The sequence below is a fragment of the Vulgatibacter incomptus genome, from assembly GCF_001263175.1.
In the GTDB taxonomy this organism is placed as follows: domain Bacteria; phylum Myxococcota; class Myxococcia; order Myxococcales; family Vulgatibacteraceae; genus Vulgatibacter; species Vulgatibacter incomptus.
In genome coordinates this window covers 3,163,493-3,184,408 of sequence record NZ_CP012332.1, presented here as the reverse complement: position 1 = coordinate 3,184,408, position 20,916 = coordinate 3,163,493, and the positions used below count along the sequence as shown (strand labels likewise).

Sequence of the window (20,916 nt, the reverse complement as noted above, 5' to 3'; positions counted from 1 at the left end):
CGGGGCCGATTCCTTCCTACGCCTGGCGAGAGCTCAGATCTGGACGCCCGCGAACACGCCGGGCCAGAAGCGGAGGTCGACGTTCTTCCCCGCGTGGTGCAGGCCGGGGACGAGGCCGATCTTGGAGCGATCCGTCGCGTAGAAGTCCAGGTTGAGGTTCAGCGTGGGGCCGAGGACCACCGCGAACCTCTCGGCGAAGCGGAAGCCCGCGCCCATGCGCAGCACGTTGAGGAGGGTGCTGGAATCGAAGTTCCAGCCTCGGTGGACGTTGTGGGCGGTGAGGTCGAGGTCGAGGAAGTCGACGGTCCAGCCGAGGTCGAGGCGGGTGCCAACGCCGGCGCCGAAGCTCCATCGGGTGCCGGGCTCCTCGCGGCCCGGCGAGACGCCGGCGGTGAGGATCCCGTAGGTGTAGCGCGAGCCGAGCTTGGCGGCGAGGTTGACGTAGTTCACGTCGGTCGCGAAGAGCTCGAGATCCTTGCGGCCCTTCCGCGAGACGTTCACGACGCCAATGGCCGCGTCGGAGTCGTCGGCGTAGTTGACGAGGCCGAGCTGGAAGTCGGTCGAGCCGCCGGAGATGTTTACGAGGCCGATCTGCGAGCCCGAGACCTCGCCCGCCACGTTGACGAGGGAGAGCTGGAGGCCGTCGAGGCTGCGGGCGTAGCCGAGGACACCGGTCTGGAGCCCGGACATCCGCTCGCCGACGACGCTGGCGCCGACCGAGGTCTGGAGGCCCCGGAAGTCACCTCCGATGACGCTCGCGCCTACGCCGAGCTGGGCGCCCACGAAGGAGCCGGTGACGACGTTCGCGCCGACCGCCGCCTGGAGCCCGTTGAAGTCGCCGCGCGCGAAGTTGGCCCCGACGCCGAGCTGGGCGCCCACGACGTCGCCTCCGGCGTAGTTTCCCCCTACCGAGGCCTGGTAGCCGTCGACGCGCCCGGGCGTGCCGTTCACCCCGACGCCGATCTGAGCTCCGTCCAGGTTCCCACCCGCGAAGTTCGTGCCGACGGAGATCTGGGATCCGCTCGCGTCGCCTCCTGCGAAGTTCGCGCCCACGGACACCTGCGCGCCTTCCATGCGGCCGCCGGCATGGTTCGCGCCGACGGAGACCTGTGCTCCGCTCAGCTCCCCATCGGCGACGTTGGCGCCGATGGAGACCTGGGAGCCGCCCACGCGGCCACCCGAGAAGTTGGCGCCGACTGCGACCTGGGTCCCGCTGAGTCCGCCGCCGGCGAAGTTCGCGCCAGAGGTGACCTGCGCGCCGTCGGCGAGCTCGTCGACCATGTTGAAGCCGAGGCTGATCTGGGTCCCGTCGAGGCGGGTGGCGCGGCCTCCAATCAGGTGGAGCCCGAAGTGATTGATCGTGCGGCGGGAGGAGCCGATCTCGGGGAAGACGGCGGCGCTGAAGGGGATGACCTCGTAATCTTTCGCGGATCCGTCGACGCCGGGGGCATCGTCGCCGCCTCGCCGCACCGTTGCCTCGCCCTGGACCTCGCGGAGCTGCGCGCGGTCGAGCCGGGTACGCCTGCCCTCGGTGAGGACGATCCGGGATTCGTAGAGGGAGCCCCTCTCCTCGAGGGTGAGGGTGTAGTCCCCCGGCGCCAGACCGAGCTCGAGCGGCGCGGCCGGCAGCTTGCGCACCTCCACCACGAGGCTGCCCGCGACGTCGCGGACGTAGATGCGGCCTTCGACGTCGTCGCCCACGACCAGCCCGGCGGAGGTGGCGCGCAGGTCGGTCATCACCAGATCGCCGGAGCCGACGAGCTGCATCTCGTAGCCAGGGTGCTGGGCGCCGCCGGTGGTGCGCTCGGTCTGGGCCAGGGTCTCGCGGAAGGCGTAGCGGTAGGCCTCGGTGAGCGTGACCTTGCCGCTCCCCGTGGAGTCGGCGGCGCCGCGGAGGCCCGAGACGAGGTGGTGGGTGAAGAAGGAGGCGCCGAGGCGGTCGGACTCCTGCGCCGCCTCGTCGGCGGAGCTGGCCGTGAGGAAGGCGTGGCCCTTCACCGCAGTGGAGGCGTCGACCAGGAACGACGGCCGCGCCACGCCCCCCTTGCGGCGGGTGAGGGCGCCCGACGCGCAGGAGTCGAGGATGGCGACGCGCACGTCCGCCGGCATCTCGTCGAGGGCGTGGCGGAGCTCCGCGTAGCCGAAGCGCTCGCCACCGAGGAGGAGGCCCTCCTCATCGGAATGGCCGGAGTAGTAGAAGAAGAGCTCGGGTCGCGATCCCTCTGCCGGGGCACGGGCGAGCCGCTTTCGCACTTCCTCGAGGCCCCGCTGGAGCGCAGCCCGGTCGGGATCGAGGAGGACGACCTGGTCGCCGCGGGAGATCCCTCCGAGCTCGACGAAGAGCCGCGCGACGGCGTCGGCGTCGGAGCCCGCGTAGCGGAGGCGGACGCGACCCGCGCCGCCGTCGTTCGCGCCGACGATCAGGCTGAAGCGCCGGGTCGGCTGAGGATGTTCCGCCGAGGCCGTCGGGGCGATCGCGAGGTTCAGGAGCAGCAGGGCGGAAAGAACGGATTTCATCGGGGCTTCCTCACGAGGAACGAGGCCTGCTCGAGGCCTGCCGGGAGGGCGAGGGGGACGCGATCGGCGGCGGGATCCGAGGCGACCCGTCGCGCCGCGGCGATCACGGGCTCGACGGCGAAGGGCTCGGGTGCGGTCACGAAGACGAAGCGTTCGAAACCCGGGGCGTCGTCGAGCTCGAAGGCGTGGGGGAGGGCGACTGCGCCGCTCGACTCGAGGAGGCTGGCGGCCTCCCCCGCTTCGGGGAGGTGACGGGTCACGCTCGCGCTGCCGTCGATCGAGAGGATGACCCCGTAGGCCGATCCGGCGGCGATGTAGCTGAGCTGGAGGATCTCGTGGGCGCGAACGTCCGCGCCGTCCGCCAGTAGCTCGGCGGCCTCTGCGCCCTGGCGATGGACCTGGAGGAGCGGCGACAGCCCTTTGGATCGGGTGGTCTCGGGGCCGCGCGGATCGACGATCGGCGCCGGGGAGCCGTCCGCGATCAGAAGGACCGCCGCCAAGGCGACGGGCGCCGCTGCCGCCACGCCCAGGACGAGGCGGCGGCCGAAGGCCGGCTGCCGCGAGGCTGAGCGCGCGGGTGCGGAGCTCGCTGGCGCGAAGGCCCCTCGTCGTCCATCGACCTTCTGCCGGATGGCGCGGGCCATGGGAGCTGCGGGGTATCGCTCGAGGAGCTCGCGATTGGAGGCGTGAAGCGACTTCAACCTCGCCTCGCCGCCATCCTCCGCCTCGAGGCGCCTGCGGACTCCGGCGGCCTCGTCGCGGCCGAGCTCGCCGAGGGCCAGTTTTTCCAGGAGCCAGTCGGGAACGCGTCTTTCCATCACGCCGCCTCTTCCATCGCGACAGCCCGCTCCTTGAGCGTTCGCAGCCGCTTGCGCACGCCGGAGACGGAGAGGCCCACCTCTCGGGCGACCTCCTCCAGCGTCAAACCGTCGACCAGATGCATCACCGCCATCGTCCGCGTGCTCTCCTGCTCCTTGCCGAAGAGCCTCGAGAGCGCCGCCCGCGCGATCGATCGGGACTCCAGCCGATCGTCCGAGGCGATCCGGAGCAGGAGCTCCTCCTTCGGATCCTCCGGCTTGCGGCGGTTTCTCCGGATCAGGTTCAGGCAGACGTTGGTCGCCATCCGCAGGAGGAGCCCGGCAGGCGCCTCCGCGGAGAGCCGCGCTTCGTGGCGCAGCACCTGCACGAAGACGTCCTGCATCGCGTCGAGCGCGCGGTCGTCGTCCCGCAACAGCGAGCGGCACCTGCGCAGGACCATGGGCCCGTAGCGCTCGTAGAGCTCCTCGACGTCGACGGCCAAGCCTCTCTCCCTCTCCCGCGGCCAGTGCCTCCGCGTTCGTCCGGGTAGAACACCGCGGACTCGCAGACGTGTCACCCGGGCACGCGCCAGATCGCCGAGAACGGGAAAAAAGGGAAGCCAGGGCCCCTCGGGGCGGCCGTCACTCGAACGGGATGGAGGCCACCTTGTCGCCGGCGGATACGCCGAGGAGATCCCGGGCCCAGCCGGGCAGGCAGATCTGATCGCCCTCGACGCGGGCGGGGCTCTTCACCGCCCGGAACCGGTTGTTGGGATCCTTGTGCTCGGCGGCGACGAGCACGCATTCGTGGTCGTCCTCCCGGAGCAGGTCCTCGTCCAGGACCTTGCAGCGGCGGAGCGAGCGGATCAGGGAGACGTCACTCGTGCGCGCCTCGAAGTGGGGGCCGCCGTCGAAGGGATCGATCCGCTCCATGTAGCGAAAGCCGATCCGCTCGAGCATCTTCTTCACGCCCTCGGTGTTGGGGCCCACCCGGCCGATCACCTTCTGCACCCGCTCCGGGAAGAGCGTCGCGTAGATGTCCGACTGGGGAAAGAGCTCCTTGATGAACTCTTTGTTCTGCCGGCTGAGGCGGTCGGCCTCCATGTAGCTCAGCCCGGTGAACTTCTTCCCCAGCGTCTCCCACAACAGCGATCGGCCGTCCGGGAGGAGGGGCGGGAGCAGCTCGGCCAGCACGTGATCGCGGAACCACGGCCGGTGCATGCCGATGAAGAGGAAGCGCACGTAGGAGAGCTGCTTGCCGGGTTTGTTCTGCCCGCGCAGCTCCGGATCCACCACCAGCCCGCCGATCTCGGTGGGGCCCTCGTAGTGGTAGGCGATCGAGAGCACCGTGTGCTGGAAGTGGCGTTCGATCGTCGACGAGTAGCTCTGGCGCTGCGAGACCTCGAAGAAGACGTGGGGCGCTTCGAAGGTGCCGTGCTGGGCGATCACCATCGAGGTGCCGACCAGCCGTCCGGTCCGGGTCTCCTCGAGGACGAAGAGGTATTCGCGTTGGAGGGGATCGCGGATCCGTCCGCCAAACGAGCGGACGGACTTGTCGATGATGGATTGCAGCGCCTCCTCGTCGTTGGGGAGGTTGACCGTGTTCAGCACCTCGGCCAGGCGCTTCAGGCCTGGCAGGTCCGAGGGTGCGACGTCGCGGAGCAGGTGCATATCCTTCTCTATCGGGAACCGAATCTCATGCGCAGAGGTTGCGGACGAGCTGCGCGTACCAGCGGGCGGCGTCCTGGAGCTGTGAGAGGCTCTGCCACTCGTTGGCGGTGTGGGCGTTCCCCGTCGAGCGGCCGGGGCCGAAGACGATCGCTTCGATCCCCGCCGAGACGAAGACGCCTCCTTCGGTGTTGGTTGGTTTCGCTTGGGGTGAAGGGTTCAGCCCGAGCGCGCGCGACGTCTCCATCGCGGCGTCGCGCAGCCTCGACTTCGCAGGGAGCGCCATCGCGGGGTTGGCCCGGGCCCGGTCGATCCGCATGGTGAGCCCGAAGGTGCGGGCGAGCTGTCCGCCGGCGGCCTCGATTCGGTCGAAGATCGCGACGGGATCGTGGCCCGGCAGGAGCCGCGCATCGCAGGTGAACTCGAGGCGGTTCCCGTCCGAGCGGACGACTCCGTTGTTGAAGACGGCGGTGGCGGGATCGAAGCGGGAGTCCTCCTTCGGAGGCGACTCGAGCACCGCCTTCCGGAGCTCCCCGGAGATCCGGCGGCCCACCTCGAGGGCCCGCGCGATCGAGCGCTTGGGATCCCGCACTTTCTCGACCGCGACGCCCTCGGCGATGGCGGCCGCATCGAGGCCGGGGAGGGCGGGGACCTCCACCACGCAGCGGGCGGGGACCTTGTTCGCGAGGTCGCCGCCCTCCGCCCACTCGATCTCCACACCGTGGTGGCTGCAGAAGGCGAAGGCGCGATCGATCGCGTTCACGCCGAGGTGCGGGGTGGAGCTGTGAGCCGCCTGGCCACCGAAGGTGAGACGGAGCCGCTCGGCGCTCGCGTCGGGCGCGCCGGGATCGATGAGCTCGACGTTGGCCACGAGGTAGCCCTTGTGCGCGTCGATGATCCGCAGCTCGGAGGGCTCGCCGCAGGACGCCCACGCCGGCCGAAACCTGCCGTAGCGGACGAAGTGCTTGGCGCCGAGGCAGCCCACCTCCTCGGCGAAGGTGCCCAGAAAGGCGACCTTGCCGGCGGCCTCCGGGGGCGCGCTCGCGAGCGCTTGCAGCTTCGCGAGCGCGTCGAGCTTCACGTCCGCCACGCCCAGGCCGTAGAGGGTGTCTTCGTCCTGGGCGAGGACCCACGGGTTGGTCTTGGTCCAGAGCTCGAGGGGGCCTGAACCCACCGTGTCCGTGTGGGTCACCAGGAGGAGAGAGCCGTCCGTGGGGGGCGCCCCGCGCGGGTGGACCACGAGGTTCGCCTGGGCGGTGCCGAGGGCCTCGGCTTCCTGGCGGTAGGTCTCCAGCCCGAGGCTGTGGGCCACCTTCTCCAGCACTTCCACCGCCCGGAGGTTGCCGCGTGCGGATACCGAGTCGGCGGCGATCAGGTCGCGGGCCGCGCTGAGGAGATCGAAGGTCATCGTGGTTCGTCCAGGGGAACGACGTGCGCGCGCCCGAGATCCAGTTGGCGGCGCGAGGGTGCCACGAACCTACCACACTTCCGAGGGGCGGCCAGCGTCAGGCCTCCCGGGCCTCGGCAGGGAACGGCCCGATTTCCAGCATTTTCGGCGCTTCCGGCCTACGATTGCGCGACTTCTTCCAGCGGGCGGAAGGCAGGGCGGCTCCCTCCTCTTGGGGGGCGAAGGTCGTCTCGAGCGAGCCCGCCGTTCGTTGGGGCGTGGAGGCAGCAGGGATGCGGGCGGTGGTGCAGCGGGTGACGAGGGCGCAGGTCCGGGTCGGCGAGGAGCTCATTGGGCGGATCGACGCCGGCTCCTGTGTGCTCGTCGGCGTCGCCGGCGGGGACTCGGAGCCCGACGCGGATCTCCTCGCGGAGAAGGTCGTGGGGCTCCGCATCTTCGAGGACGAGGGCGGGAAGATGAACCTCGGCCTGCTGGAGTCCGGCGGCTCGATCCTGGCCGTCTCCCAGTTCACCCTCCTCGGCGACGTGCGAAAGGGCAAGCGCCCGAGCTTCGTCGACGCGATGGAGCCGGCTCGGGCGAACGAGCTCTTTGAGCGCTTCTGCGCGCGCTGCCGAGAGCTCGGCGCCCGCGTGGAGACGGGACGTTTTCGCGCCTCGATGGAGGTCGAGCTCGTCAACGACGGGCCGGTGACGATCCTCCTCGATACGCGCAAGGCGTTCTGAGAGCTCGTGGAGAGTTCACGCACAGGCGGACATCTTGGCGTTTCCACAGGTGCACGGACCACGCAATGGAGGAAATGCCGCCTTGTCATCGAATCGCCATCGAGAGGGTTTAGCGTGACCAAGGCGAAGGAGGATCCGTTCTATGTCGCTTCACGTGATCGTCGGCGCGGGCCCCGTGGGCGCCGGCGTCGCAAGGCTCCTGGTCGAGCGCGGGGACCAGGTGCGCGTCGTCACCCGCCACGGGACGGGCCTTGCGCATCCGTCCGTCGAGCGGATCGCCGCCGACGCAGCCGATGCGGAGAAGTTGGCGTCGCTCGTCCGCGGCGCCTCGACCCTCTTCAACTGCGCCAGCCCGCAGTACCACCGCTGGCTCACCGACTGGCCTCCCCTCGCGTCCTCGCTCCTGGCCGCGGCGGAGCGCAGCGGCGCGGTCCTCGCGACGGCCAGCAACCTGTACGGCCACGGGCGCGTCCAGGGGCCGATCACGAACGAGACGCCCCTGGCGGCCACGCACCCCAAGCTGAAGCTCCGCGCAGACATCTGGCGTGACGCCCTCGCCGCGCATCGGGCGGGGCGGGTCCGCGCCACAGAGGTCCGCGGGAGCGACTACCCCGAGGCCAACTCCGTCTTCAGCCTTGCGGTCGCGCAGCCGCTGCTCGCCGGGAAGCGCGCCTTCGTCCCGTCGCCGCTCGACGTGCCGCACAGCTGGACCTCGATCCGCGACGTGGCGCGGACGCTCGTCGCCGTTGCGACCGACGAGCGCGCCTGGGGCAAGGCCTGGCTGGTCCCCACGCACCCACCACTGACGATGCGCCAGCTCGCCGAGCGTCTGGCAAAGGCCGTCGGCGCGCCGCCGCCCAAGCTCACGGCGATCCCATATGGCGTGCTGTGGACCGCGGGCCTCGCGTCTCCGCTCTTCCGCGAGCTGCGGACCACCTGGTACCAGTTCGAGCACCCGTTCGTCGTGGACTCGTCGGCCACGGAGCGCACGTTCGGCCTCGCGCCGACCGCGCTCGACGAGGTCCTCGCGGGAATGGCGAAGGGCCCGGTCGGGACGTAGCCCGCGCTTCTGCGGGACCGATTTCTTCATACGCTCGGAGCGGACCTTCGGAGCAGCGCGCACGCGCGTTGGATCTGTGGCAGGCTGCGGGTTAGCTTGCGCGCCGTGAGCCGCCGCCTCCTGCTTGCGTTCGCCCTGAGCGCGATTGTCCACGCCGCGATCGTCGCGCTGGTGTGGTCTGGACGAGGCAGCGAGCCGCGGCGCATCCCATCTCGAGCCGTTTCGACCGGGGTGCCGATCGACTTCGAGACGATTGCGGGCTGGGAGGGAAGTGGCGACGGCGTCGAACGATCCACCCGGTCGGCGATTGCGGACCGCCAGAGGGACGCGTCGCCCGGACCCGCGGCATCCCCGGTCGCCAGGCCGATATCCGACGCTCGGGGCGACACGATCCGCTCCAGCGGAACCGGCGCTTCGTTGCCGGTCACAGAGCCTGAAGTGGCCCCTAGCAGCCCGCCGGCTCCCGCGGACGACGCGCCGGTCCCGACCCAGGACGGCGAGCACGCCGGCGTGACCGCGAAGAATGAAGGGATTGCCTTGGACGGAGCCAGCCTCGGCGAATCGAACTCGCTCTCGGTGAGCGGCGGAACCGCGTCCGATGGCCGGGGGGCGGGAGGTCCCGCGGGCTCGGGACACGGCGCGTCGATCGGTGGCGGACCTGGCGCAGGCGCGGCCGGAGGCGGCCGAGGCGCAATCGGCCAGATGGACTATGGCGCTCTCGAGGCCCACCTTCGGAGCCGGGCGGCGCGATGCTATCCACGCGCCGCCGAGAGGCGATCCATCGAAGGGGTCGTCTCGCTCGCCTTCTGTATCGACGAGGCCGGTGGTCCGGCGGCGATCCGTTTGGTGCGGAGGAGCGGATCGGAGCTCCTCGACCAGGCCGCCATCGAGTGCGTGCTGAAGGGCGCAGCGCCGCTTCCGGCTCCGGCCGGCTGCATCTCGTCGCTGCCGATCCGGTTCTCGCTACCTTAGGCGATCCATCCCTCGCGGCGCCGTCACCTGGCGCGCAAGCGTGGATCGGGGACCACCGTGGCCTCGCCGGTCTCGGGGTGGCGGATCGTCACGAACGGCACGTGGAAGATCCCGGTCAGCAGCGCCGGCTGCAGGACCTCCGCAGGCGGACCCACGGCCACGATCCTCCCGGCCGAGAGCACGGCGACGCGGTCGCATGCCTGCGCCGCGTGGGTGAGATCGTGCAGCACGCAGAGCACCGATCCGCCTGCGTCGGCGTGGGCCCTGGCGAGGGCGAGGGTCGAGTGCTGGTGTGCGAGGTCCAGGTGCGCCGTGGGCTCGTCGAGGATCCAGATTGGGGCCGCCTGGGCGAGGAGCTTGGCCAGCAGGATCCGGCGCCGCTCTCCGCCGGAGAGCGCGTCCAGGGGCCGCGAGGCGAGGTGTGCGGCGTCGACCTTCGCGAGGGCGGCGGCTGCCGCATCGCGATCGATGGGACCGTCCAGGCCCAGCGCGCCGCTCAGGTGCGGCCGGCGGCCCATGAGCACCACCTCGGCGGCGGTGAAGGGCAGGCCGGATGGCAGATCCTGCGGGAGCCACGCGACCTTCCGGGCGATCTCCCTCCGCCCGAGCGTCCGCGCATCCGCGCCCTCGATGCGGATCGTGCCGCGCGCAGCGGGGATCAGCCCGGCGAGCGCACGGGCCAGCGTGCTCTTTCCCGCGCCGTTCGGGCCGAGGAGCCCCAGGAGCTCGCCGCGGCGCAGCTCGAGATCCACGCCGTGCAACACGGGGGCCGGGCCGCCCAGGTCGATCTCGAGCCCACGTGCCTCCAACGACGGGGGCGCGTCGGAACACGGGTTCCCATGTGTGTCGTGCGCCTCGTCGCCCCCCGGGCGCGAGTCGGGACCGAGCACGCCCTGGGAGCGGCTCATCGAGTCGCCGCGGCCGGCTCGTCGAGGAACCAGAGCACGACGGCCCCGGCGAGGGCGGCGCCGGCCACTCCGTAGAGGACCCGGGCGGTGCCGACCTGCGAGAGCGCGTCGGAGCGCCGGTCGGCGAAGGGGAGCCCCTGGTCCTTGCGCAGCCGAGCCTCGTCCATGGTGCTCGACGCGGTGGCGTGGAAGGCGATGGCGCCGACGAGCGCGGCCGCTGCACCGCCGCCCGCCACGTAGCTCCAGGTCCGCAGCGATCCGCCGTGGGAGGGAGACGATGCAGGCAGGAGGCGAAGGTCGACCGGATGCTGGGAGCCGGAGACGGCTTCGACCCGCGTGCGGGACGGGAGGTAGCCGTCCTTGCGCAGCTCGACGACCCGCGGGCCGGCGGCGACGACGATCGGCCCGTCCACCGGCGTGGTCGCGATCCGCGCGCCATCCACGTAGAGCTCCGCGCCGTGGATCTCGCTCGTAACCACCAGCTTCGAGGGAGGGGCGAGTAGCGCGGGAGGGAGCACCTTGCCGAGGCGCTCGCGGACGGCCTGCTCCCACTCCGGTCCCGGCGCTGCATAGGTCGCGGAGGTGGTGGCCGGCGGCGCGTCCGCCGCGAGGTCGAGAGCGCCGAGCTCGAGGCTGTACATCTGTCCGAAGCTGCCGATCCCCACCGTGATCAGCCAGCGCACGCCGAGGACTCTCGCGGCGTCGGCGAGGCAGGCTCGCTCGGTGCCGCAGCTCATCGGATCCGGGCCGCCCTTGGCGCGCAGGAGGCGGATCGCCTCGCCGGGGGCGATCGCGTTCATCGGGCCGGCGGCCACGAGATCGGCGGCGATGTTGCCCAGGCGGTCGGCCAGCGTGCCAACGCCGATCGCCTGCGTGACCACGACGGCGGCGCGCTCCCGAACGACGGGGGCGGCGCTGGCCGGAGAGGCCGTGGCGAGGGCGAAGAGGACCGACAGCGCGCTGGCCGCCGCGAAGCGAACGCGCCCGGCACGGGATGCGGAGACGATGAGGCCCGTCTCCGCGATGTTCGGCAGGTGGTGTCTACTCAAGGGCGTCTCCCGCTGCACGTTCCGCGTCGCTCTTCCCCGACCGGAGGGCTCCACCCGAGCGCGACTTCCTTGCCGCTACCATGAACCGGCCCGGACCGCGAGGGGATGGCGGCGGTCAACGAATCGCCGCCTCCCGCTCGTCGAGGATTCGCTCAAGCTCGCCGAGCTGGCGTTCGAGCAGGTCGTACTGCTCCGGCGTCTCGATGAAGCGGGCGAAGCTGCCGTCGAGCGCGCGCTTGAGCCCGACGACGATGTTTCCGAGCCGGTCGGCGCCGTACCTCCGGACCAGGCCGTCGAAGCGATCCTGCATCGCGGCGTGGCGGAGCTCGAGGATCCGCTTCCGGGCTGCCTGGGCAGTGGCCGGCGGCGGCGCTCCACGGGTCGGCGCGTCGGTCCGCGAGATGTCCGGCGCCGGGGAGGCAGGGCCGCTCCCTACGGGCGCGGCCGCGGTAGAGGCGAGGGCGCTCGACGCGGCTCCGGTCGCTCCGCCAACTCGAGCGGCGGGACCTGCCGCGGGAGACTTCCGCCGAGTCCCTGCGCCTCGGGACCCTGCCTTGTTGGCGCCGGCGGCCGCGAGGGCGTCGTCCGCGTGGATCGCGTTCCCAGGTTCGGCATCGGCAACGGCATCTCCGGCTCGAGGCGCGTTCTCGGGTGCGCCTTCGGCCACCGCTTCTCCGCCTCGGGGCGCGGGTTTCGCCGCGCCGTCAGCACCGGCAGCCGGCGCGTCGCCATTTCGCGGATCGCCGCCACGCACGATGGCAGCGTTCGGCGCGGAGCGGCCTTCGACCCCCTCGACGCCTCGAGGCGTTCGCCCGAGCACGAAGACCGAGCCGCCGCCGGCGACGAGCAGGACCGCCAGGATGGCCACGACCGGGATACGCCGCGTAGGCTTTCCGGCTATTGCGGGCTCACGTCCGGATACCGTCGGCGACGCCGCCACCGCGACCTTCTGCTCGCCGGCCTTGGAGTTCAGCGCGTCGCGCTTACGGGAGCCCGACGCTGCCGAAGGAACGGGCTCGGAGCCCGTCCCGGCCCGATGAATGCGCGCCGGCGCGAGGCGCGTGGCGCTGGGCTTTCGCTCCCAAGGGAGATCGGCGCCGGGCTGTCCCACGAGGGTCGCGGTAGAGAGGTGGGGAGCCTGGTCGAACGGTCCCGCCGAACCCTCCGGCGCGTACGCCGCGTCGCCGATCCCGGGCTCGGGCTCCGGCGAGCCCGCGTCGAAGCGCGCGGTGACGGCCCGAAGATGCCGGCCTTCCTGCCGGGAACGAGGCGCTCCCGCGGCCTCTGTGCCGAAGCCCGGCGCCGCGTCGTCGAGGAGCCGGGTCTCGTCCGAGGTCTCCAGGACCGGCGCGTCGAAGGTGATTCTGCCGGCCTCTCCCCTCTGCATCAGCCGTGCGATGAGAGAGCGCTCCCGCTCGTGCTCCTCGGCGAAGAGCGTCGCCACATACGAAGCGAGCTTCTCGGGACCGGCGTCGGGGGCGATCTCGGCGAGGCAGGCCGCCACCCGCGCCCGCATCTGCTCGGCGGTGGCGAAGCGCTCCGCCGGATCCGGCGCGAGGGCCTTGAACACCACGTCGCAGACCGGCGCCGGCAGGCCCTGCACCACCTGCTCGATCGGCGTGATCTTCGGCTTCCGCACCCGCGAGATCAGCGGCTCCGCGCTCTCGTCCTCGAAGGGGTTGCGCCCGGAGAGGAGCTCGTAGAGCACGATCCCGACGGCGTAGAGATCCGATCGCCGGTCCACCGCCTCGCCGCGCGCCTGCTCGGGGGGCATGTAGTAGAGCTTGCCCAGCACCACCTGCGGCTGGTTGCGCCCCATGGTGAGCTTCGACCGCGCGAGGCCGAAGTCGATCACCTTCACCTCGCCATCGTACGAGACGAGGATGTTCTGCGGCGAGACGTCGCGGTGCACGAGGCCGAGGTCGTGGCCGTTCTCGTCCTTCTTGCGGTGCGCGTAGGCGAGGGCCTCGAGGACCTTCGACGTGATGTAGAGCGCGAGCACCACCGGGATCCGCCCGTCGCTCGAGCGCACCCGCTGCAGGAGCCTGCGCAGATCCTTGCCGTCCACGAACTCGAGGGCGATCCAGTAGTCGCCGTCGAAGACGCCCGTGTCGTAGACCTGGGCGATCGAGCCGTGCTGGAGCTGGATCAGCGTGCGCGCCTCGTCCTGGAAGCGCTCGACGAACTCGGGATCCTTCGCGAGCTGCGGGAGGACCTTCTTGATCACGCAGAGCTTGTCGAGGCCGCCCTGGAAGGTCGATCGCGCGAGGAAGATCTCGCCCATGCCTCCCGCCGCCAGCGGCGAGAGCAGGGTGAACCGCCCGAACGAGGTGGGCGTGAACGGGCGCAGGCCCAGCCGCGGGCTGCTTTCGGGGACGCTCATGCGGCGCCTCCGCGGGCCACGGTGACGGCACGCGCTTCTCTCGTGTTGTGCGCGGGATCGACTCGTCCCGCGAGCTCGAAGATCGACACCTGGAGCCGGCGGCCGCGCAGGGTGCGCTCGCCGAGCGCCACGGTCTGGAACGCACCGCCGCCCGCTTCGATCGTGGCGCCCGAGGCGAGGATCTGCCCCGGTTCCGCGGCGGCCACCAGGCGCGAGGCCACGTTCACGGTGTCGCCCACGGCCGTGTAGTCCAGGCGATCACCGCCCACCGTGCCCGCCAGGAGAGGGCCGGTGGCGAGGCCCACCTTGAGGGCCCGGCGCTCCTCGCGGGGCCAGGCAGACATCAGCTCGTCGAAGGCGGCGCGCATCTCCAGCGCGGCGGAGAGGGCGAGCTCGGCGTCGTCCTCCCGCGAGCAGGGGGCGCCGAAGATCGCCATCACCGCGTCGCCGATGAACTTGTCGACCGTGCCGCGGTGCTCGAAGACGATCGCGGCCATCCGACGGTAGAAGGCGTCGAGCAGCGCCACCAGGCGGCGCGCCTCCACCTGCTCCGCCAGGCTCGTGAAGCCCGAGATGTCGGCGAAGACCACGGTGGCGACCCGCTCCTCCATCCGGAGCCCCTCGTCGCCGAGGGCCTCGACCTGATCGAGGATCTCCGGCGCGAGGAAGCGCTCCAGCCTGCGGCGAGCCCGGGTCTCCTGCTCGGCCCGCTCGCGCAGGGCCTGCCGCTCGATGCCCGACGCCGCGAGATGGGCGATGGCGGTGAGGGACTCCACCAGGCGGGAGAGCTCCTCCTCCTCGCCCCGGCGGTTCACGTAGAGCGCGCCCACCACCTCGTCGCCGCGCACGAGCGGCGCGCAGATCGCTTGGCGGACCTCGTGGAGGAGCACGCTCTCGCGATCGGCAAAGCGTGGATCCATCCCTGCGTCCGCCACGCACATCGCCACACGCTCGACCACACACTGCTCCACGATGGTCCGGCTGATCGGGACCTCGCCCGCGGTGAGATCGCCCGTGTGCCGGATCGCGGCGGGCTTGTAGCATCTTCCGTCACTCAAGGTAACTGCGCCGTCGGAGGTCGAGCCGTCCTGCCGCAGCAGGATCGCGACCGTCGAGGCGCCGGCGACGTCCAGGACCAGCTGTGCGACGTCGGCGAGGAAGACTCCGAGGGTCGGCGCGTTCGCGAGCCTCTCCGACACCTGCGAGAGGAGGGCGAGGGACTCGATCTCCACCGTCGCCAGGAGCGCTTCGCTCCCGCGGAGATGGCGTGCCTCCTCCAGCCTTGCGAGGGCGGGCATCTCCTCGAGCCGGCGCCGCAGCACCACCGTGGTCGCTCCCGACAGGAGGTGCAGCGCCTCGACGAAGATGCGGTAGGCGCCGATCTCGATCCGATCGCCGGCGCGGACCTCGCTGGAGCTGCCGGCAGGGCGTCCGTTCAGGAAGGTACCGTTCCGGGAGCCGGGATCCAGGAGGCGGAGCGAGCCTCCCTCGACGACGAGGCGAGCGTGGTGCCGCGAGACCAGATCCCCCGTGAGCACGATGTCGTTGTCCCACGCGCGGCCGAGCCGGGTCTCGCCGATCGGCAGCTCGTAGCGGGCGTCGAGGTAGCCCGGGCCGTTGAGGACGATCTGCCACATCCGAGATCCCGGTCCTCTTTGCCGAAGTCGCATCTCTCGGCAGGGGGTTTGCGCGTGTAGGTCGGGCCGTTCGGACGGACCAGCGCGCTATCGACTCGTGAACGCCGGGATCGTAGGAGCAGGTGCGTAGCGTGTCAAAGAAGACGACAGCTCACGTCGTCTTGCGCCTCAGCAGCAGGAGAAAGAAGGGGCCGCCGGCGAGCGCCGTGAGCGCTCCAGCTGGCAGCTCGGTGCCCAGCGGAACGAAGAGGAGCCGGGCCCCGAGGTCCGCCGCGAGCAGGAAGGCGGCGCCTCCCAGCGCGGATGCCGGCACCAGCAGGCGCTGGTCGGGGCCGAGGGCGAGGCGCGCGAGGTGAGGAACGATCAGGCCGACGAAGGCGACCAGGCCGGTGAGCGAGACCGCCACCGCCACCGCGAGCGAGGCCGCGAGGAAGACGGAGAGCCGGACGCGAGCCACCTCGACGCCGAGGGCGGCGGCGCCGTCGTCCCCGAGGACGAGGAGGTTCAGGGCGTGGGATTGGCGGACGAGGACCGCGATCGACACGCCCGTCGCCGCGGCGGCCGCGGCCAGGGTGGACCAGGACTCGTATCCGAGGGAGCCCGTGAGCCAGAAGAGGAGCTCCTGCGCCTTCTCGGGGGAAACGGCGGTCTTGAGCAGCGTGATCCCGGCGGCGGCGAAGCTGTTGAAGATCACGCCCGCGAGGAGGGTGCGGGTGGCGTCGAGGCCTCCTTCGGTCCGCCCGGCGGCGAACGCGAGCCAGGTGGCGAGCATCGCGCCGAAGAAGGCCGTCCCCGAGACCCAGACGCCGGAAGCGATTCCCATCGCCGCGATCAGGCCGCTCGCAGCCAGCGCGAGGGTGCCGCCCAGGGCCGCGCCTCCGGAGACACCGAGGACGAAGGGATCCGCCAGCGGATTGCGGAGGAGGCCCTGGTAGGCGGCGCCGGCTGCCGAGAGGCCGGCGCCCGCGATCGCCGCCAGCACCAGCCGAGGGAGGCGCAGGCCGAAGAGGATTCGCCCGTCCAGGGAGTCGGGCTGCGAGAGGGCCGACGTGAGGTCGACCTTTTCGGCGCCGAAGAGCGCGCCTGCTACGAAGGCGGCCGCCGAGATCGCCGAGAGCACGGCGAGGGCCACCGCCAGCCGCGCGGGCGAGAACCGCCCGTTGGCGTGCATCGGAATCCCGAGCGGCGAGTCAGCCACGCTGCGGATCCTTCGCGCCGGGGAGCGCATCGCCGTGGAGCAGGCGGAAGAGCTCCCGGGCGGCCTCCATCATGCGCGGCCCCGGGCGGAAGAGCGCGGATGACCGCGGACGGCCGATCCGGGCCGAGAGGCCGGGGAGGGGAGCGCCGGCGCCGTGGCCTCCCGATGCGTCCACGACCACCTCGGGATCGGCGGCGAGGGCCGCCTCCGCGGAGAGGGTGGGATACGCGCCGGACGCGCGGGCGGCCACGTTCTCTCCGCCTGCCGCTGTCAGGAGCGCGTCGGCGAAGGAGCCGGGGCCGGCGACGACCAGCGGCTGCCAGCCGTAGACGATCAGCGCGCGCTTGCGAGGGAGGCGCGCCGCCTTCGCGCGGACCTCGTCCAGGTCCGAGACGATCCGCCGCGCGAGGGCCTCCCCCTTCTCGGGAGAGCCCAGCGCGGCCCCGAGGGCGCGCACCGAGGCCAGCACCTCGTCCACGGTGTGGAGCGGGAGCACGAGCACCGGCACGCCCAGCTGTGCGAGGCGCTCCACCGGCCCGCGATTTCCTGGCGCCGGCTGCACCACGAGGAGATCCGGCTTCAGGGCCAGAATCGCTTCCGGCGCCGGATCCACGAAGCCGCCCACCCGCGGCAGCGCCGCGACCTCGGGGGCGTCGTCGTAGCGGGAGACGCCCACGAGCGCCCCGCCTTCGCCGAGATCGAGGGCGATCTCGGTGATCGACGGGGCGAGGGTGACGACGCGCACGGGCTTTGCGCGCCCCGGCTCACCGAGCCGGTAGGGCTCGTCCGCGCGCGCGGCCTTCGTCGGAATGAAGGCCGCGAAGAGCAAGGCGAGGGCGATCGCCGCCACCCGGATCGCCTCGAGTCCGAAGGTGCGGATCGGGAGCCCGCGAGGCGAGTCCCCGGGGATTCGAGGCAGGATGGCGGGATCGCTCTTCATCTCAGGGCGCCACGAGGACGTCGGCGACGAACTCGCAGGACACTTCGTCCCACGGGCAGAACTCGACGCAAGCCTGGATCGCCGCCATCTCCTTGTCCGCGTCGAAGGCGAGGTAGCTCAGGCCGGCGGAGTCGGCGACGTAGAAGAAGCCGGGCTTGTGGGGATCGACCGAGAGCCGCGCCGGCGCGCCGCCGGTGGGCAGGTGCTCCACCGTGCCGGCGTCGGTGTCGTAGACCGCCACCTCGCCGTTGGCCTGTCCGTAGGTCCCGGTGCAGGCGACGAGGACCTTGTGGCCGTCCACGACGGCGAAGCCCGCGTTGGTGCAGGTGGGGCCGAGGTCGATCATGCCGGTCTCTCCGGTCGCGATCGAGACGGTGGCGAGGCGGCCGTTGCCCGCCGGGTTCCAGTCGCCGCCCAAGTTGTTGAGCGCGGCGTAGACCGTGTCGCCGACGACGGCGACGCCCGACGGGAAGGCGTTGCCCTCCGGCTTCGGCAGCGCGATCGGCGTGCCGGCGACGCCGGCGTTCTGGCCGAGCTCCACCGGGATCACCTCGCCCGTGAGCCAGAGCGTCACCCAGAGCGTGCCCTTCTCGTCGAAGGCGGCGGCGATCGGGTTGGTGCCCTCGCCGGTCGAGACCTCGTACACGCTCTTCGGCGCTGCCGGGTTCGAGAGATCGACCACCTGCACGGTGTTCACGCCGGAGTTCACGACGACGGCGCGGTTCCCCTTCATGATCACCTGGTCGGGCATCTGGCTCCCGGTCTCGGCGAGGAGCATCGAGCTCATCAGGTGCATCGTCGCACGGTCGAAGACGTAGAGTTTCGAGTCGCTGGATCCAACCGAAACGACGTAGCGATCGCCGAGGAGCGCCAGGCTCTGCGGCCCACCGATCCCCTGGGCGACGCCGCCGCTGCGCTGGTTCGTGTCCTTGAGGAAGGGGACCACCTGGCCGGTGTGGAAGCACGCCGCGTAGAGGTTGCCGCTCGCGCAGATCCCGGCGAGGCAGTGCTGGCCGTTGCCGCAGGCGATCCCGCAGCCACCGCAGTTGAGCTCGTCGGACGAGGTGTTGGTGCAGACGTCGCCGCAGATCTCGCCCGGGCAGCCACAGTCGTCGCCTTCGCAGGCGCAGTCGTCGCCATCGCAGGCGCAGTCGTCGCCGCTGCAGCCGCAGGCGCCGTCGAGGCAGAAGGTGCCGGCCTCGCAGACGACGCCGCAGCCGCCGCAGTTCCGCGAGTCGCTCCGCGTGTCCACGCAGCGGCCCTCGCAGTCGGTCTTACCCGACGGGCAGACGCAGGCGCCATCGGAGCAGACGAAGTTTCCGCCGCAGGCGATGCCGCAACCGCCGCAGTTGTTCGGATCGACGTTGGGGTCCACGCAGGTGTCGCCGCAGACCAGGTCCGGCGCCTTGCAAACCGCGGCGCCGTCGGAGCAGCCGGCGACGGCCAGGGCCGCGGCCAGCGCCGAAAGGAAAAAGAGCGTTCGGGTCGAAGTGTTCATCGAATCTTTCTAGGTGGAGCCCGCGGCGCCGAACGGGACGACGCGGAGCGTGAGGAAGAAGGCCCTTCCGGGCTGGGGGAAGCCGAGCTGGTCGACCAGCTCCGTGTCGAAGGCGTTCTCGATCTGGCCCGAGAGCCAGCCGTCGTAGCTGCCGTGCCAGAGGCGGGCCCCGCCCCCGGCGCGAAAGGAGAGCTGGGAGGGGAGCTCGCCGGCGTTGGACCGGTTCACGAACTGCGCGGACTGCCAGCTCCCCTCGACGAAGGCCTCGTAGCCGTCGGGCCCGGCCGCGGCGCGTCCCTGGAGCCGCTGCGAGGGCCGGAAGGGGAGCTCCTTGCCGAAGAAGCGGGGGTCGTCGCGCAGGTTCCGGGTACGCGCCAGGCTGTAGCTCGCCGAGAGCGTGAGCCAGGGGAGGGGCGTGCCCGCCGCCTCCGCCTCGCCGCCCGTCACCTCCGCCTCCAGGAAGTTGAACGGCTTGCTGATCCCGTTGCTCACCACCTCGTACGAGATCAGGTCCGTGACCCGCGAGTAGAAGGCGGAGACCTGCACGAGCAGGCGGCTCGTCCGGACGACGGCGCCGCCGTCCACGGTGTAGCCGTGCTCCGGCCGCAGCCCGGGGTTCGCCTTGAGGGGTCCCTGCTCCAGGTAGAGCTCGCCGATGCTCGGCGCGCGGAAGGTGCGGCCGGCGTTGCCCCGGAGCTCGAGGAAGCGGAGCGGGCGGAGCGAGACGCCGAGCTTGGGCGAGAGGCCGTCGAAAGCGCCGATGCGGTCGTAGCGGACCGACGGCGCGATGGTGACGACGCGGCCCAGGTAGAGCTCGTCGGCGACGCTGGCGGCGAGGCGCTCGCGGGAGACCGCGTCCCGATACGGCGAGTCGAGCCACTCGCCGCCGGCGCGGGCCTCCACGCGGATCAGCGTCCACGACAGCGGCGCGGTCTCGGCGCCGACCGTGGCATCGAGAGCGTTCTCGCGCTGCCAGGGCGTGCCCGGCTCGTCGGTGGAGGGCTGGGCGGTCACCCCGCGGATATCGCCTCCCCAGACCGCGATCTCGTCGTGGCGCAGCTCGAGTCCACCGAAGACCGCGTGGTCGCCGCGCTCGGCCGGCTCCGCGCGCAGCGCCGCGAGCAGACGCCTCTCGCCGCGCCGCTGGGTGTCGCGCCAGTAGAGCGTCCCCGGGATCCCGCGCTCGCCGACGGACCCCTGCGTCAGGGCGTGGAGCCTCGTGGCGCCGACCCGAGCCGAGCCCTTGAGCAGGAGGCCTGCGCTCTTGGAGTCGTTGTTCGAGACGATCTCGCGCTGGAGCTCGGCGTTGGGGTTCGACGGCGTGGGGTTGAAGGGCGCGGGGAAGTCGCCTGCGCTCTGCTGCAGCGAGAGGGCCGCGATCCCCTGGAGCTTCGCGCTCCCGCCGGTCACCGAAGCGTCGAGGCCGTAGGTCCCGAACGATCCGCCCGAGAGCGAGAAGCTCCCCTTTGCGTCGCCCCCTTCCGGCGCGGCGGTGGAGATCAAGGCGACCCCGCCGAGGGCGCCGGCGCCGTAGCGCGCACCCTCGTTCCCGCGTAGCACCGTGATCCGATCGATGAGGCCCTGGGGAAGCGTGCGCAGATCGACGCCGCCGCCCACCGACGTGTTCAGCCGGATCCCGTCCAGGAAAACGAGGGTCTGGTCCGCCGAGGTGCCGCGGAGCATCAGCGTCGCGCCGGCGGGCGTCCTCCGGACCCGTGTCCCCGGCGCCTGCAGCAGCAGCTCCGCGGTCTCGAGGCGCTGCCCGGCGAAGTCGCCGGCCTCGATCACGGTCCCGAAGGAGGTGGAGCCCTCGTCCGGCGAAGGCATCGAACGGGCCCGGGCGGGGCGCTCACCGCGCACCTCGATCTCGTCGAGCTCGATACCGGGTGCCGCTGCGCCCCGGGCGGAAGCCGGTGCGTCGTCGGCGGTTCCGGCGGGAGCCTGCGCGGAATCGGCTGCAGAAATGAGAGTGGGCTCGGATCCGCTGGTAGTTTCGACGCTGGAAGTGGCTTCGGGCGCCGAATCGGCCACGGCTGCGCCGTCGTCGCGCGCGTGCGCCACGAGGGGGAAGGCGATCAGCGATGTGGACATGCCGAGAACGAGGGCGAGAGCCCATCCGCTCGGCGATCCGGCAGACATCCACGACCTCGCGTTCCCCA

16 protein-coding genes are annotated in these 20,916 nt (G+C 71.7%); 3 read left to right on the top strand and 13 right to left on the bottom strand.

Going from position 1 to position 20,916, the window contains the following annotated elements:
- Nucleotides 1-33 precede the first annotated feature (33 nt).
- The 5 genes from AKJ08_RS13235 to AKJ08_RS13215 form a co-directional block, all read right to left on the bottom strand.
- On the bottom strand, nt 34-2,517 hold the full coding sequence (locus tag AKJ08_RS13235) for a caspase family protein (protein WP_050726497.1): 2,484 nt from the start codon (nt 2,515-2,517) through the stop codon (nt 34-36).
- Nucleotides 2,514-3,335, bottom strand: a complete 822-nt coding sequence (locus tag AKJ08_RS13230) for a hypothetical protein (protein ID WP_050726496.1) — start codon at nt 3,333-3,335, stop codon at nt 2,514-2,516. The genes AKJ08_RS13235 and AKJ08_RS13230 overlap by 4 nt, the downstream gene beginning before the upstream one ends.
- Entirely contained in the window at nt 3,335-3,817 is a 483-nt protein-coding gene (locus AKJ08_RS13225) for an RNA polymerase sigma factor (protein WP_050726495.1), read from the bottom strand. Before AKJ08_RS13225 ends, AKJ08_RS13230 begins: the two co-directional genes overlap by 1 nt.
- Nucleotides 3,818-3,956: 139 nt before the next feature.
- Nucleotides 3,957-4,985 (bottom strand): arginine N-succinyltransferase, encoded by a 1,029-nt coding sequence (locus AKJ08_RS13220; protein WP_050726494.1) that lies wholly within the window; start codon nt 4,983-4,985, stop codon nt 3,957-3,959.
- A 25-nt stretch (nt 4,986-5,010) separates the two neighbouring features.
- Nucleotides 5,011-6,390 carry a M20/M25/M40 family metallo-hydrolase gene (locus AKJ08_RS13215; protein WP_050726493.1) on the bottom strand — a complete coding sequence of 460 codons (1,380 nt, stop codon included), beginning with the start codon at nt 6,388-6,390 and terminating at the stop codon, nt 5,011-5,013.
- A gap of 272 nt (nt 6,391-6,662) precedes the next feature.
- Here AKJ08_RS13215 and dtd point away from each other — a divergent pair, with 272 nt between their 5' ends.
- The 3 genes from dtd to AKJ08_RS19385 all read left to right on the top strand — a co-directional run bounded on the left by dtd (nt 6,663) and on the right by AKJ08_RS19385 (nt 9,144).
- The gene (gene dtd, locus AKJ08_RS13210; protein ID WP_050727580.1) at nt 6,663-7,112 is read left to right on the top strand and encodes a D-aminoacyl-tRNA deacylase; all 450 of its coding nucleotides are present in this window, start codon (nt 6,663-6,665) and stop codon (nt 7,110-7,112) included.
- Nucleotides 7,113-7,254: 142 nt separating this feature from the next.
- Nucleotides 7,255-8,172 carry a saccharopine dehydrogenase NADP-binding domain-containing protein gene (locus AKJ08_RS13205; RefSeq protein ID WP_050726492.1) on the top strand — a complete coding sequence of 306 codons (918 nt, stop codon included), beginning with the start codon at nt 7,255-7,257 and terminating at the stop codon, nt 8,170-8,172.
- Between the two features lie 438 nt (nt 8,173-8,610).
- A complete protein-coding gene (locus AKJ08_RS19385) occupies nt 8,611-9,144 on the top strand; it encodes an energy transducer TonB (RefSeq protein ID WP_157370670.1) in 534 nt (177 codons plus the stop codon).
- Between the two features lie 23 nt (nt 9,145-9,167).
- Here the strand turns inward: AKJ08_RS19385 and AKJ08_RS13195 are convergent, their stop codons facing one another.
- From AKJ08_RS13195 to AKJ08_RS13160, 8 genes are all read right to left on the bottom strand, one after another.
- A complete protein-coding gene (locus AKJ08_RS13195) occupies nt 9,168-10,052 on the bottom strand; it encodes an ABC transporter ATP-binding protein (RefSeq protein WP_082343153.1) in 885 nt (294 codons plus the stop codon).
- A complete protein-coding gene (locus tag AKJ08_RS13190; protein ID WP_157370669.1) occupies nt 10,049-11,101 on the bottom strand; it encodes a PEGA domain-containing protein in 1,053 nt (350 codons plus the stop codon). Before AKJ08_RS13190 ends, AKJ08_RS13195 begins: the two co-directional genes overlap by 4 nt.
- A 115-nt stretch (nt 11,102-11,216) precedes the next feature.
- Nucleotides 11,217-13,484, bottom strand: a complete 2,268-nt coding sequence (locus AKJ08_RS13185; protein ID WP_050726489.1) for a serine/threonine-protein kinase — start codon at nt 13,482-13,484, stop codon at nt 11,217-11,219.
- Complete coding sequence (locus AKJ08_RS20435; RefSeq protein WP_050726488.1) at nt 13,481-15,121, bottom strand: adenylate/guanylate cyclase domain-containing protein; 1,641 nt, start codon at nt 15,119-15,121, stop codon at nt 13,481-13,483. Before AKJ08_RS20435 ends, AKJ08_RS13185 begins: the two co-directional genes overlap by 4 nt.
- 151 nt (nt 15,122-15,272) lie before the next feature.
- Nucleotides 15,273-16,319 (bottom strand): FecCD family ABC transporter permease, encoded by a 1,047-nt coding sequence (locus AKJ08_RS13175; protein WP_240475337.1) that lies wholly within the window; start codon nt 16,317-16,319, stop codon nt 15,273-15,275.
- A complete protein-coding gene (locus AKJ08_RS13170) occupies nt 16,312-17,259 on the bottom strand; it encodes an ABC transporter substrate-binding protein (protein ID WP_082343151.1) in 948 nt (315 codons plus the stop codon). Before AKJ08_RS13170 ends, AKJ08_RS13175 begins: the two co-directional genes overlap by 8 nt.
- Nucleotide 17,260: 1 nt before the next feature.
- Entirely contained in the window at nt 17,261-18,757 is a 1,497-nt protein-coding gene (locus AKJ08_RS13165) for a hypothetical protein (protein ID WP_050726487.1), read from the bottom strand.
- 9 nt (nt 18,758-18,766) lie between these two features.
- Entirely contained in the window at nt 18,767-20,848 is a 2,082-nt protein-coding gene (locus AKJ08_RS13160; protein ID WP_169788823.1) for a TonB-dependent receptor, read from the bottom strand.
- Nucleotides 20,849-20,916: the final 68 nt, after the last annotated feature.